The sequence below is a fragment of the Bradyrhizobium sp. 33ap4 genome, from assembly GCF_032654765.1.
Taxonomy (GTDB): domain Bacteria; phylum Pseudomonadota; class Alphaproteobacteria; order Rhizobiales; family Xanthobacteraceae; genus Bradyrhizobium; species Bradyrhizobium australafricanum.
This window is the reverse complement of the sequence record NZ_JAUMTJ010000039.1, coordinates 78,230-90,432: the sequence shown is the minus strand read 5'-3', so window position 1 is coordinate 90,432 and position 12,203 is coordinate 78,230. Positions and strand designations below refer to the sequence as shown.

The following is a 12,203-nucleotide window of genomic DNA, read 5'->3' as shown; positions in this document are numbered from 1 at the left end:
CCCAAGGCCGCCTCCCAAAAAGAAGCCTTGAATCTGATTTGCTCTCAAAAGGGAATCCTTAGAGTCCACACCACCTACAGCGCGAAGGATACCGACGGCAATTACCGCCCCGCCCGGGAGCGCGGTGTCCTGTTTGTCGACGGCCGGCTCGACCGCATCCTCGACAACCCCGCCGAGCCCTGCGCCGGCGCGTCCTACGCGGCATTTCCGGAACTGGAAAAGATGCCGCGCTAAGGCATGATCCGGAAAAGTGTGAAGCGGTTTTTCCGAAAGGATCATGCCCGAACAAGAAGCAGGAGCGCGATCTGATCTCGCTTCTGCGCGGCGGCTTGTCGCAAGCCTGATCGAAACGTTAGCGAACTCCGATCACTTTTCGGGGAGCGTTGAACTTCACTTTAGCCGTCTGCGACTTACATCCAGCCGAGATGCGGCTGCTTAACCGGTGAAAAAAATCTTCTGTGCCAGGGAACAAACGGGCGTTGTTGCGACCCTGTCACAGCTCGGAAACATCACGGGTGCGGCATTGCCCCAAAGCAACCTAATTGAGGTCACGTTGTTTGGCTTTACAGCGCAGCGTTGGTAACGGGGATCAGAAATGAAGAAGTTTTTGCTCGGCACAGTCGCGCTGGCCGCCCTTGCGGGCCCTGCGTTTGCGGCTGACATGCCGGCCCGCACCTATACCAAGGCACCGCCGCCCTATACCGCCCCCGCCGTCGTCTACAACTGGACCGGTTTCTATATCGGCGGCCATGTCGGCGGCGCGTTCACCGACGGCAACAACCTGATGGGCAGCGACGCGCGCTTCATGGGTGGCGTGCAGGGCGGCTTCGACTATCAGTTCGCCCCGAACTGGGTGATGGGCGCCGAGGCGCAGTATTCCTGGCTGCCCAGCTCCTCGAACAATGGCGTGCTGCTCCCGGGCGGAACGCTGGTGACCGGCAACACCGACCAGATCGGTTCGGTGACCGGCCGCCTCGGCTACACCTGGGGTCCGGCGCTGCTCTACGCCAAGGGCGGTTATGCCTGGCGCGACAACAACAACATCACCGCGTCGGTCGGCGGCGTGCCGGCGTCCTTCACCACCGATGGCGGCCACAAGGACGGCTACACGGTCGGCGCGGGCCTCGAATACATGTTCGCCCCGAACTGGTCGGCGAAGGCCGAGTACCAGTACTACAATTTCGGCAAGACCAACTTCACCAGCGGCCCGGCCGACCTCGTCGGGACGAGCTTCCGGAACGACGAACATACCGTCAAGCTCGGGGTCAACTACCGCTTCGGCTGGGGTGGCCCGGTCGGCTCCCGCTACTGATCGCGGCTTCATCGCATCAATGAAAGGCCGGCCTTCGGGTCGGCCTTTTTTGTTGGCCAGCCGCTCGCCCCGGAATGACGACGGATGCGGTGAACCCGTAGCCCGGATGGAGCGCAGTGTAATCCGGGGCAGCCGACCCGACGAAGGAAGTCTCGGATTTCGCTCCGCGCCATCCGGGCTACGACCCCACATTCACCTGATGTTCAGGCCTGATCGTGCAATGCAAAAAATAATTCCTGCATTGCACGGAACTTTCATCGTGCTGCGCTATTATGCGATCGCCGGGCTGGTGGACAAACGAACATGCGTAGTTTTGCGTTAGGGCTGATCCTCTCTGCGGTCTCCGTGCCGTGCCTTGCCCAGACTATCCTCAAATCCGAACCCCTGGCGCTCGCGCCCTATGAGGTCGTGTTCGTGCAGGATGCGTCCTGCTCGGCTGGCAAGGTGCTCAAGGTGACCGGCGCGATCCGGGGTCTGCATCGGCGGAAGATTTGCGTTTCGGTCGCCGCCGAACAGGCCTCGCTGGCGACGGCCACGCCGTAGGCGCGGGCGACCGCACCGATTGCATCCTCGGCCCGCCGCTGCGCGCCGGCCAGCCTGCCGTCTGATCAGTTCAACCGCGGCTCCAGGCGTGCTTCGCGATCGGCATCGGCCTTGTTCTTGGCCGGATCCTCGTTCGGCTCGAGCTGACAGGGCCGGATTTCGTAGTCGTTATCCAGCACCGGGCGCGGCGCGGACTCCTCCTCTCCGGAGATGGCATCCACCACCAGGCCGGATTTCCTGGCCAGTGTCCAGACATCCGCCTCGGTCGGGTAGGCCTTGCTCAGCTTGGCGTCCTGATAAAACAGCGCGTACGGCATTCGTCGTTCCCCAAACAACCGACAACGCCAGCCCCCGTTTTGGGTTTCAGGCAATATCGCCGTTCCGGTCACGGAACCGTGAGCGAGCATCCGCGGCAAGCATCTGAAAATATGAGTCATTTCGGTTCTTTCGCGGAAGGGCCTTGAGTCCTTAACGGGTGGTAAACCCCCGAAAAAAGAATCCCCGGGACTCTCCGGGTAGAATCGCCGGATGCTCCGGCCCATGAGAGCAATCCACCAGCCCCCTTACGAACGCGTGCAGCTCGCGCTTGCGGTTGCGCTGCTCGCGGCCTGCGCCGCCAATGTGGCGCTGGTCTGGTCCTGGCTTTAGATATCTTGGCTTTAGATCACCCGGCTCTCGCCAAAATCTGTATGTGGCGGCCACGCGAAAACGCCGGAGCCGCGCGGCGCCGCTGGCGATTGACGGCACCGGCATTCCTCCCATCATTGCCGGCAGAACAAGCGCCCGCCGCGCCCTGCGCGGACGGGCCGCGATCGGGGGGAGCTGATATGATCGACACGCTGAAGGAACGGGTCAACGGCGACGCCGGCCTGGTGCGGCGCGGCCGCTACCTCACCACGACATTCCTGCTCGAGATCGGCGCGGCCGCCTGGCTGATCGCGATCCATGAGGGCCGGATCGTCGCGGTGACGAAGGGCCCGTTCGTGATGCCCTCGTCGTCGTTTGCGCTGCGCACCTCGCAGGCGGAGTGGGACCGGTTCTGCGAAAAGCGGCCGCCGCCGGGCTCGAACGACCTGATGGCGCTGATCAAGCGCCGCGTGCTGAAGGCTGAGGGCGAGCTGCAGATCTTCATGGCGAACCTGCGCTACTTCAAGGAGGCGCTCGGCAAGCTGCGCCGCGAGGGAGTGGCCGCATGAGCGCCAGGTTCGAACCGATCGTCGGCCGTTACATGCATCTGGAGCTGTTCGGCCGGGCCCACCGCGTCTATGTCGAGGAGGCGGGCGAGGGCACGCCGCTGCTCTGCCTGCACACCGCGGGCGCGGACGGGCGGCAATATCGCGGCCTGATGAACGATGCGCGCGTCACGCGCAACCATCGCGTCATCGCCTTCGACATGCCCTGGCACGGCAAGTCGTCGCCGCCGCAGGGCTGGCACGACGAGGAGTACCAGCTCACCTCCGCGCAATATACGACCATGATCCTGGCGGTGATGGACGCGCTCGACCTCGACAGGCCGATCGTGATCGGCTGCTCGATCGGCGGCCGGATCGCGCTGCATCTCGCGCTCGAGCATCCCGAACGTTTCCGCGCCATCATCGGCCTGCAGGCCGGCGCGCATGTCGATCCCTATTACGACCTGAACTTCCTGCACCGGCCGGACGTGCATGGCGGCGAGGTCGCCGCCGCCATCGTCTCGGGCCTCGTCGGCCCCGACGCGCCCGACAAGGAGCGGTGGGAGACGCTGTGGCATTACATGCAGAGCGGGCCCGGCGTGTTCAAGGGCGACCTCTATTTCTACAAGATCGACGGCGACATCCGGGCCCGCGTCGCCGAGATCGACACCAGACGTTGCCCGCTGTTTCTGTTGTCGGGCGAGTACGACTATTCCTGCACGCCGGAAGAGACGCTGGCGGTGGCGAACAGCATTGCGGGAGCTGAGGCCACCATCATGAAGGGCCTCGGCCATTTCCCGATGAGCGAGAATCCGGGCGAGTTTCTCACGCACCTGCTGCCGGTGCTGGAGAAGATCGGCGGCCGCTAGCGCACGCCCAGGGTTGCTTTGGTCCTCGACCTCGGGCGGCGCGGTATGACAGACTGCGCGTCCGCCCGATTGGGCGTGAACCGGTTGCGCAGGAGGTCCCCATGCTTCCGAAGGCTGAAGCGGCCTATTTCGCGATTGCCGACATCTCCGGCTATACCAACTTCCTCGCGGCGGTCGAGCTCGACCATGCGCAGGATATCATCGCCGATTTCATGGATACGGTGGTGAAAGCGCTGCGCCCGCCGTTCCGCCTCGCCAAGTTCGAAGGCGACGCCGCGTTCGTCTACACCACCGCCGAGACGATCGACGGCTCGCTGCTGCAGGACGCGATCGAGGGCGCCTATTTCAAATTCCGCCGGCGCCTGCGCAGCGTGCGCCAGGCCTCGACTTGCGAGTGTCAGGCCTGCGTCGCGATGGGCGATCTCGATTTCAAGTTCGTTATCCATCATGGCGAGATGGTGAAGCAGAAGATGGGCGGCAGGGAGGAGCTCGCCGGGCGCGACGTCATTCTGGTCCACCGGCTGCTCAAGAACACGGTTGCTGAGAAGATCGGCGGGCGCGCCTACGCGCTCTACAGCGACGCGGCCATCCGCGCGATGGGTGTCGATCCGGTCGCGCAGGGTCTCATCGCCCATCGCGAAACCATCGACGTCATCGGCGACGTGACGCTGTGGGCGCGCGATCTGGAAGCGGCGTGGCGGCAGGAAGACGCGCAAACCCGGATGCAGGTGACGCGCGACGATGCCTACGTCATGCTGGAATTCGACATCGCCGCGCCGCGGCAGACGGTTTGGGAGTTTTTCACCGTGCCCGGGCAATGGCAGAAATGGTGGGACGCCGACACCATCGTCGAGGATTCCGGCAAGGGACGACGCGGTCCCGGCACCAGGAACCACTGCATGCACGGCAACCATACCGTCGTTGAGGAGATGCTCGATTGGCGCCCGCCCGATTATTTCACGGTGGGCATCACGCTTCCGATTCCCGGCGCGCCGCGGATCGTAATGACTCGCGCCGTTCTGGACGGTCCAAACGGAATGACGCATCTGGAGCTGCGGGTCGCCAAACCTAAGCCAAAGGATCGAGAGTTCGTCGACGGCGCCGCGGTGAAATACGCCGAACGCATGACCAAGGCGATCGCCGGATTGCGATCCATGCTGGAAGGGGAGCAGCCCGCCCTCGATGCAGTGGAGGAGCCGGCATTGACGCGATCGAGCGGACGCTTCCTGACCGAGCCGGTGAAGTCGGGCGCGCGCGGCTGATGCCCAACGCACAGTCCGGGGTCTAATGGGGCTGCGTTACTTGCCCGAGCGCGGCAGCTCGTCGATCGCAGCGCGGACCTTGGCCATGGTCGTGGTGCAATATTCCTCGCGCTCCTTCAGGAAGCGCTGCTGCTGTGCGCGGAAATTGGCAACCCGCTCCCGCACCTCGGATCCGAAGTCGCCGCTGATGTCGAGCCTGGCAAAGTGCGGCAGCTGCGCCGGTTGAGGCGGGACTTCGACGACCGTCACCGCCAAAGGCGACGGAGCGGGGGGCAGGCCCTCGATCACGGTCGGCGCCGGAAGCGGAGGCGGCACGACCGCAGCCCGCACCTCAGCCTTGACGCTGAGCGTGGCGACCGCCTCGGCCAAGGCCTGTTCAGCGGCGATCGGCAACGCGGCGGCGGGGGCAGGTGTAGCGGCAGGCGGCGTGGCGGCCGGCTGGGCGGCAGGCGCCGCCGCCGTCCGTGGGGCAGGCGCCGGCAGCTCGGCGTCGGGCAGCTTGCCCTTCACCGACTGTACGAAAGCCATTGTCTGCGCGATCAGGAGATCGCGTTCTTTCATCCACTTCATGGCGCACCCTGAGCGCGCGGATTCCAGCAAAGCAACCGCGCGGAATCAAGCGCTCGCCATCATGATGGTTGACGAAGACGCCTGTTTGGTAGGCGCGGTGACATAATTGTGACACGCCGCGCGGGCGTGGACGGTCAGCGTTGACGGGGATTGGTGTTCGGGACGAACGGGGTACCGACGATCCGGACCGGAGGCTGACCGTCCGCCGATGCTTGATTCGCGGCCGGCCGCGGTGCGGGGTTCGCCGGCGCGGGCGCCGGATCGAACAGGGCGACGAGGCCGGCAGCGGCCACGCTGAGCAGCGTGAACGTGCCCAGAAGCAGCAAATTGCGGTCGGATTCGCGGACCCTCATGCGAGGAAAATCGCGTGAAAGGGCATAACGTTCCGAACAAATCCTCAGGGCGTTGTCGAGCGGATTTGGCCTCACCTTGAGGACGAGCATCAGGAGAGGACGAACCGGTAAGCCGTCCGGAACGGGGCGGGGGCCAGCCTAATGGGCCGCTACCGCAGCGGGTACCCGCTCGATGCTGCGGGCCTCGATCAGGTCGGCGTAGCGGCCATATTCCTCGGCCATTTCGAGCAGCTTCTCGCGCACCGCGGCGTCGGTCACCTGCCGGGCCAGCCGTCGCGCCTGATCGGATTGGAAGCGGTAATGTGCTGTGTCGGACATGGTGGCGGCTCCTCACATATCTGTAAGGGCCACCCGGCAAAGGTTCATCAAAGCGTCATTGCAGCGTCGGTGGACGATCCGCCGGGGGAGCCGACGTGACCGGCGCCGTCTTGTCCTCGCGGACCTCGACTTCGAACCAGCCCATCTCCTTCAGCTCGCGAGCCTTCTTCTCGGCCGCGTCTTCGCTGTCGCGCTTCAGCACGATTCGGCTGGTGCCATCTCGGGCAAGGATCAAATAGGTCATTGGCAGAGTCCCACCCCGCATTCTGCATACCCCGTTTGGGGCCGCAAGGACAGAAGCAAGGCGAGGGATGGGTGATCCTACGGGAAGGATCCCACGATTCCTGCCAGGGGAGTGTCGCAGCGGCTTTCCGAACCGGCCCTGCGGCGCAGCGCCGGTTCGGAAAGGGCGAACTGCCTCAGCGCTTCACCACCACGTCGATGTGGCGATTCCTGTCGTCCCACCGGCCGCTCTGCAGGCAGCTCTCGCGGTAGCTGTCGCAGATGGCGAGGTCGCCGCCATGGGTGCGATTCCAGGTCTTGCAGGTCGACGCGATGTAGGTGCAGGTGCATTTGCCCGACGCGCATTGGCGCTCGACAGCGGTTTCGGCGGTGGCCGCCGAAATGGTGGCGGCGAAAGTTGCGAGCAAGATCAGCAATCTCATGGTGATTCCTCAAATGGTGAAGTCTGGTCGGCGATAATTTCAGGCCGATCAGGATTGGCGGTGTGCCTTAGCGTTGGGTGCAGACGAAGCGGGTGCCGATCTTCGTCGTGCCGGTGGCCCGGCTGCCCTTCTTCGCGACAGGATAGTTGTTGCCGTTCGGGAAGCCGGTGAGATGGATGTAGGCGCTATCGCCGCCATCATACGACCCGGAGATCAGACCCGGGGCGGAGCAGGTCCAGCCTGCGGCGCTTGCCGGGATGCAGCCGATGGCAAGGAAGGCAAGGGCGAGTCCGATTTTCATCTCACCCTCGAGCATCATCGATAGCCCGCGCTGAAGTTATGGTCGCGAATGCCGATCGCCTTGGCCTGTGCTGCGGACACCCGATCCCGACACTGGATGTATCTCAGGACCTGCGCGTCGGTGCCTGCGGAGTGCGCGCGCCACATATCGAGATTGAAGCCGTTCTTGGCCATGCAGGCCTGGGAGTGAGGGCTGTCATTGCGCTCCCTGGCGCTCGCCGGAGCGACGGCCAGTGTGGACAAGACAATCGCGGTGCAGAAAACAATCTTCATTTTGAAATTCCCAAAGATGAAAGTGCCGGAACAATAGCCAGCGGGAACAAAATCACAAGTAGTCGTTGCGAGATGACTCAACGTTCTCGCTAGCGCTTCCTGCAAAACATTGCGAAGCGCAGGGTCGTTGCATTGGCTAGCGGTGAGCGCGATCGACGACGTGGCACTCCCGGCGACCGGAATACTACGGCTCGCTCTGTACATTGTGGGCAATCAGGCGATGCGCTTTGATTGAATCGCGACGACGTGTCGAATCGCACCGGGAACGACGCGGCATAGGCCGCGCATATCTGATGGAGGACGCGATGCCCAGGCACTTCAGTTTGAAGGCAGCATCGGCCGCAGGACGGTCGGCGTTCACGGGGTCATCAAGGGATTTGCAGCAGCGGACTGCTTCGGCGTCGGCATCGAAGAAGCATGCTCTGGACAGCGCTGCAGCGTCGAAGCACGCTTCCCCATGCTCGGAACTGCCGTATTCGCCTGCGAGCTGGCGGGGCTGCTGCGGTCGACGGTCGATCTCGGCAGACTGAAGCTGTGTCGCGGCGGCCAGATGGCGGAAATCCAAGCCAATTGGTGCCGGCTGAGGGGATTGAACCCCCGACCTTCAGTTTACAAAACTGCTGCTCTACCGCTGAGCTAAGCCGGCGAATTGGGAATGATTTGCGCGCTCGCATAGCAGACTTGGCGCGCCAGAGCCAGAACCAAGGTTGAACCGAGCAGGCGAGAAGCGATCGCGCCCCCGTATCGGCCCGACAGCAAAAGGCGGCCCGCGGGCCGCCTTTTGCGCCGTCGGCCTAATCAGCTGAGCTACTGGCAGGGATGCTGGCGGCCGTCGCTGCCGCGGAACCAGGTGCCGGGGGTGCAGACAAAGCCGTTCTGCCGCGCATATTCGGCGCCGCCGATCGGGGCGCGGGCATAGTCGGGGCCGCCGAACGGGGCGGTGGCGACCGCAGCCGCCGTGCCGACCGCGCCGCCGACGACGCCACCGGCCACGCGGGCCGCGGCGTCGACAGGCGCGAACGGGCCGGGGTCATAGCGGTTGTAGCTGCCCTGCCAGCCTTGGTCCCGCCGATCGATGCGCTGGTGATAGGCGGTGCGGGTGGTGGCCGGTGCCATAGCCTGGCATCGGGCGTCCGGCCAGGCGTTCGAGCAGCGCGCGGGGGTGCCGATCGTCTGTTGCGCCATCGCCGGGCTCGCCAGCGCCGAGGCGAGCAGGGCTGCTGCGCCGAGGATTTTGAATTGTGTCATGCGAAATCTCCTCTCGTCGTCGAGAGCTAATTTCGCGGTGCCGTGCCTGTTCCAGCGCGGCCTTGCCCTGTGTTTAAAGCAGTGTGAAGTTCTGCAGGTTCGTGCGCATGATGCGTTCCGGAGCATGCTGCCTTTGACGAGAATTGCGTGTACAGCGGTGAACGGACTGATGTCGGTGCCGACGCGGGGGATTGATGTTCGGAATTTTGAGTCTTGGCTTTCTGCTCGGCATGCAGCATGCGCTGGAGCCGGATCATATCGCGGCGGTATCGAGCATCGCGGCCCGCCGCAGCCATGTCGGTGACATCGTCAAGCACGGGCTGACCTGGGGACTTGGCCACACGCTCACTTTGTTCATCTTTGCCGGCGCCGCGATCCTGCTCGGGCGCGCGATCCCGGAAACGGTCGCACAGCCGATCGAGACCGCGGTCGGTATCATGCTGGTCGGCCTCGGCGCGCATGTGTGGTGGCGGCTGTGGCGCGACCGCGTGCACTTCCACACCCATTCGCACGGCGACGGCACCACGCACTTCCACGCCCACAGCCATGCCGGTGAAGCCGCATCCACCGTGGCGCTTGCGTCCACCGTGGCGCGTGCGTCCACCGTGCCGCACGTCCGCGCCGCGCACAGCCATGCGCACGGCTTCCGCTGGCGCACGCTCCTGGTCGGCCTGATGCACGGCATGGCCGGCTCGGCGGCGCTCCTGGTGCTGACGGTGTCGCAGGCCCCAAGTCCGGTGATCGGGCTCGGCTATGTCGCGCTGTTCGGCATCGGCTCCATGATCGGCATGGGCGTGCTGTCCAGCGTGATCGCGGTGCCGCTCGCAGCCTCGGCGCGCTGGCTGACCTGGGCCAATCGCGGCCTGCAAATGGCGGTCGGCGCGGTCACGATCGCGATCGGCGTCCACGCGATCGTCGAGAACGCCTTCACCTGACGGGTCGGCGGCTTCCCGAAGCAAGATGACGTTGCGTCGATTTGAGCGACAGAGTCTGCGTCACCTCGCCCCGCGTGCGGGGAGAGGTCGGAACGCATCGTCAGATGCGTTCCGGGTGAGGGGGACTCTCCGTAAACGTAGCTATCACCGTATCCGCGGAGCCCCTCACCCCAACCCTCTCCCCGTAAGAACGGGGAGAGGCGGCACTTCGGCGCCCGTTAACGATTTCTGATTCCGCACGGCCGCATTGACCGGATGCCGATGCTTACGCGTTAGGCTTACCGGCAGTTTGGCCGGCGTCCTTAACCCTTCCGCCAAGCCGTTGGATTAGGTTGTGGTGGAACAATTCGGGACGCTGGGTGAACATGCGCGCAAGTCTTGCGCTGGCGATATTGGCTGCGATGAGCTCGACGGCGCTGGCCGGCGGCGGCTTCGACATTGTCGTGCCGGTGCGGCCCGGCGTGCCGATCATCATTAACGGCGTCGACGCCTCCTACGCCGTGGTCGAAAGCGCGATGGGGCTCGCTCGCAACGAGTCGATGGTGCCGACCGTCTATGGCGGCCGCCCGATCGATCCCCAGCCAAATGTCGGCCACTATTATCCGAGCCTCGGCCGCATGCCGGGTTACGGCCGCCTCGAGATCGAGCCGCCGGCCAACCGCCGCCTGCCCAAGCCGGCCGAGAGCTACCATCAATCGTGGGGGGCGGAATCGGCTCCGCTGCCGGCACAGTCCAACGTGCCGGTCGATCCGCCGCCGGTGATCTACGCGCCGGAGTTCAACGGGCCGCGGCCGCTGCCGCGCCCATTCCCGCGGCCACCGCGACCCCGAGGATTCTGACATCGACTGCCCGAAATCAAGAGCCCCGCGAAACGGGGGTTCTGAATAGCCATCAAGAGCTACGCGACGAACAGAGAGACCTACAGGAGAGAGTAATGCGTCAAATGATCAAAGGACTGATTGCGGCGGTGGCCGTCATGCTGAGCGCGCCCGCAATGGCGTGCGGTTTCAACCCTTGCGGCTATTCCGCGCCCGTCGTGAATTACGGCTGCGGTGGTTGCGGCGGTGGCTACTATGGCGGCTACGGCTACGGGACCGTCGAACGTCTGCCCGACCCGGATGCCGCTTATCCCAGCGCGGCGCAGCAGTACTATTACGTCAACCAGGGACCGACCTACACCGGTCCGGGCAACTGGGCGCCGCGCCCGTACTACCGCGAAGGTTACGGCCGCCCGTATTACGGCTATCGCCGCTATGGCTACCGTCACTACGGCTACCGCCATCACTACGGCTATCGTTCGCACTACGGCTATCGCTACGGCCGCTACGGCCATCCGGTGCTGCGCCGCTACTACTGATCCGATCGTCAGTTCGAGACATCAGCGCCCGTTCGCGTCACGCGAGCGGGCGTTTGTCGTTCACATCAGCCCGAGCCGGCTGGCGCCGATATAGAGCGCGAGCACACACGCGTTCGAGACGTTGAGGCTCTTGATCTCGCCGGGCATGTCGAGGCGGGCGACGACGCGGCAGGTCTCGCGCGTCAATTGCCGCAAGCCCTTGCCTTCGGCGCCGAGCACCAGCGCGAGCGGCGCTTGCAGCGCGGCCTTGCCGAGATCCTCGGTGCCCTCGCTGTCGAGGCCGACGGTCTGGAAGCCGCGCTCGTTCAACTCGTTCAGCGCGCGCGCCAGGTTCTGCACGGTGACAACAGGCACCAGCTCGAGCGCGCCGGAGGCGGACTTCGCCAGCACGCCGGTCGCCTCCGGGCTGTGACGGGCGGTGGTGACGATCGCCTTCACCGCGAACGCCGCGGCCGAGCGCAGGATGGCGCCGACATTGTGCGGATCGGTGATCTGGTCGAGCACCAGCACGATGCCCTCCAGCGCCAGCGTGTCGATGCCGGGCGAGGGCAGGGGATCGGCCTCCGCCAGGAGGCCCTGATGCACCGCATCGGGGGTGAGGCGCCGGTCGATCTCGCTGGGCCGGACGATCTCGGGGGTGACGCGGGTCGCGATGTCTTCGTCGGCGAGGCGCTTGGCCGCGTTCTCGGTGAGGTAAAGCTTGCGGATATGGCGGTCGGGGTTGGCAAGCGCCGCCGACACGGTGTGCCAGCCGTACAGAATCACCGGCCCGTCGGAACCGGATTCGCGTTCCCGCCGGGCCGGCGGGCGGCCGAATTTCGGCCCTTTTTGGAAGGGTTTACCGCCCTTGCCTCGGAAATTGGGTTTGCGGTCGCGATCGCTCATGTGAGGCTTGTGTCACGGCTCCTGAATATTGGCAATTTTACACAGCGTTTTCGAGCGAAGTGGGGGTCCGGTTCGCGTGAAGAAAGCGCGACAAAACAAGAATCTAGCCGCAAGACTCGCTACTTTGGAACAGAGATCGCC

At 64.7% G+C, this 12,203-nt stretch carries 19 protein-coding genes, 1 tRNA gene and 1 pseudogene; 9 read left to right on the top strand and 12 right to left on the bottom strand.

Annotated elements, in window-relative coordinates:
• The 3 genes and pseudogenes from Q2M23_RS27760 to Q2M23_RS27750 form a co-directional block, all read left to right on the top strand.
• Positions 1–234: pseudogene (locus Q2M23_RS27760) on the top strand (hypothetical protein); the annotation flags it as partial.
• A gap of 361 nt (positions 235–595) precedes the next feature.
• Complete coding sequence (locus Q2M23_RS27755) at positions 596–1,312, top strand: outer membrane protein (RefSeq protein ID WP_057019633.1); 717 nt, start codon at positions 596–598, stop codon at positions 1,310–1,312.
• A gap of 303 nt (positions 1,313–1,615) precedes the next feature.
• On the top strand, positions 1,616–1,855 hold the full coding sequence (locus Q2M23_RS27750) for a DUF6719 family protein (RefSeq protein ID WP_057019632.1): 240 nt from the start codon (positions 1,616–1,618) through the stop codon (positions 1,853–1,855).
• A gap of 65 nt (positions 1,856–1,920) precedes the next feature.
• On the opposite strand, the gene Q2M23_RS27745 is transcribed toward Q2M23_RS27750, so the two are convergent.
• Entirely contained in the window at positions 1,921–2,172 is a 252-nt protein-coding gene (locus Q2M23_RS27745; RefSeq protein WP_076831552.1) for a hypothetical protein, read from the bottom strand.
• Between the two features lie 510 nt (positions 2,173–2,682).
• On the opposite strand from Q2M23_RS27745, the gene Q2M23_RS27740 reads away from it, so the two are divergent.
• The 3 genes from Q2M23_RS27740 to Q2M23_RS27730 all read left to right on the top strand — a co-directional run bounded on the left by Q2M23_RS27740 (position 2,683) and on the right by Q2M23_RS27730 (position 5,158).
• The gene (locus tag Q2M23_RS27740; RefSeq protein ID WP_063790153.1) at positions 2,683–3,051 is read left to right on the top strand and encodes a hypothetical protein; all 369 of its coding nucleotides are present in this window, start codon (positions 2,683–2,685) and stop codon (positions 3,049–3,051) included.
• Positions 3,048–3,896 carry an alpha/beta hydrolase gene (locus tag Q2M23_RS27735; protein ID WP_316397700.1) on the top strand — a complete coding sequence of 283 codons (849 nt, stop codon included), beginning with the start codon at positions 3,048–3,050 and terminating at the stop codon, positions 3,894–3,896. The genes Q2M23_RS27740 and Q2M23_RS27735 overlap by 4 nt, the downstream gene beginning before the upstream one ends.
• A gap of 101 nt (positions 3,897–3,997) precedes the next feature.
• Complete coding sequence (locus Q2M23_RS27730) at positions 3,998–5,158, top strand: DUF2652 domain-containing protein (protein WP_168856713.1); 1,161 nt, start codon at positions 3,998–4,000, stop codon at positions 5,156–5,158.
• Between the two features lie 36 nt (positions 5,159–5,194).
• Here Q2M23_RS27730 and Q2M23_RS27725 read toward each other — a convergent pair whose 3' ends face one another.
• From Q2M23_RS27725 to Q2M23_RS27680, 10 genes are all read right to left on the bottom strand, one after another.
• Entirely contained in the window at positions 5,195–5,728 is a 534-nt protein-coding gene (locus Q2M23_RS27725; RefSeq protein ID WP_168856712.1) for a hypothetical protein, read from the bottom strand.
• Between the two features lie 134 nt (positions 5,729–5,862).
• A complete protein-coding gene (locus tag Q2M23_RS27720; RefSeq protein ID WP_229193507.1) occupies positions 5,863–6,171 on the bottom strand; it encodes a hypothetical protein in 309 nt (102 codons plus the stop codon).
• 48 nt (positions 6,172–6,219) lie between these two features.
• Positions 6,220–6,399, bottom strand: coding sequence for a hypothetical protein (locus tag Q2M23_RS27715; protein ID WP_229193508.1), 180 nt, complete (start codon positions 6,397–6,399; stop codon positions 6,220–6,222).
• Between the two features lie 55 nt (positions 6,400–6,454).
• On the bottom strand, positions 6,455–6,643 hold the full coding sequence (locus Q2M23_RS27710) for a hypothetical protein (protein WP_057019624.1): 189 nt from the start codon (positions 6,641–6,643) through the stop codon (positions 6,455–6,457).
• Positions 6,644–6,818: 175 nt separating this feature from the next.
• Positions 6,819–7,064 carry a hypothetical protein gene (locus Q2M23_RS27705; protein WP_076831538.1) on the bottom strand — a complete coding sequence of 82 codons (246 nt, stop codon included), beginning with the start codon at positions 7,062–7,064 and terminating at the stop codon, positions 6,819–6,821.
• A gap of 67 nt (positions 7,065–7,131) precedes the next feature.
• Positions 7,132–7,365, bottom strand: a complete 234-nt coding sequence (locus Q2M23_RS27700) for a hypothetical protein (protein ID WP_168856709.1) — start codon at positions 7,363–7,365, stop codon at positions 7,132–7,134.
• 14 nt (positions 7,366–7,379) lie between these two features.
• Positions 7,380–7,637, bottom strand: coding sequence for a hypothetical protein (locus Q2M23_RS27695; protein ID WP_028335372.1), 258 nt, complete (start codon positions 7,635–7,637; stop codon positions 7,380–7,382).
• A gap of 184 nt (positions 7,638–7,821) precedes the next feature.
• A complete protein-coding gene (locus Q2M23_RS27690) occupies positions 7,822–8,202 on the bottom strand; it encodes a hypothetical protein (RefSeq protein ID WP_316397699.1) in 381 nt (126 codons plus the stop codon).
• 6 nt (positions 8,203–8,208) lie between these two features.
• Positions 8,209–8,283: transfer RNA gene (locus Q2M23_RS27685), tRNA-Thr, on the bottom strand.
• A 161-nt stretch (positions 8,284–8,444) separates the two neighbouring features.
• Positions 8,445–8,885: a hypothetical protein gene (locus Q2M23_RS27680; RefSeq protein WP_316397698.1), complete on the bottom strand. Its 441-nt coding sequence runs from the start codon at positions 8,883–8,885 to the stop codon at positions 8,445–8,447.
• A gap of 194 nt (positions 8,886–9,079) precedes the next feature.
• On the opposite strand from Q2M23_RS27680, the gene Q2M23_RS27675 reads away from it, so the two are divergent.
• From Q2M23_RS27675 to Q2M23_RS27665, 3 genes are all read left to right on the top strand, one after another.
• The gene (locus Q2M23_RS27675) at positions 9,080–9,820 is read left to right on the top strand and encodes an urease accessory protein (RefSeq protein WP_057019619.1); all 741 of its coding nucleotides are present in this window, start codon (positions 9,080–9,082) and stop codon (positions 9,818–9,820) included.
• A gap of 365 nt (positions 9,821–10,185) precedes the next feature.
• Positions 10,186–10,659 (top strand): hypothetical protein, encoded by a 474-nt coding sequence (locus Q2M23_RS27670; protein WP_057019618.1) that lies wholly within the window; start codon positions 10,186–10,188, stop codon positions 10,657–10,659.
• A 95-nt stretch (positions 10,660–10,754) separates the two neighbouring features.
• Positions 10,755–11,177 (top strand): hypothetical protein, encoded by a 423-nt coding sequence (locus Q2M23_RS27665; RefSeq protein WP_316397697.1) that lies wholly within the window; start codon positions 10,755–10,757, stop codon positions 11,175–11,177.
• 60 nt (positions 11,178–11,237) lie between these two features.
• Here the strand turns inward: Q2M23_RS27665 and rlmB are convergent, their stop codons facing one another.
• Entirely contained in the window at positions 11,238–12,062 is an 825-nt protein-coding gene (rlmB, locus tag Q2M23_RS27660) for a 23S rRNA (guanosine(2251)-2'-O)-methyltransferase RlmB (RefSeq protein WP_168856706.1), read from the bottom strand.
• Positions 12,063–12,203 lie beyond the last annotated feature (141 nt).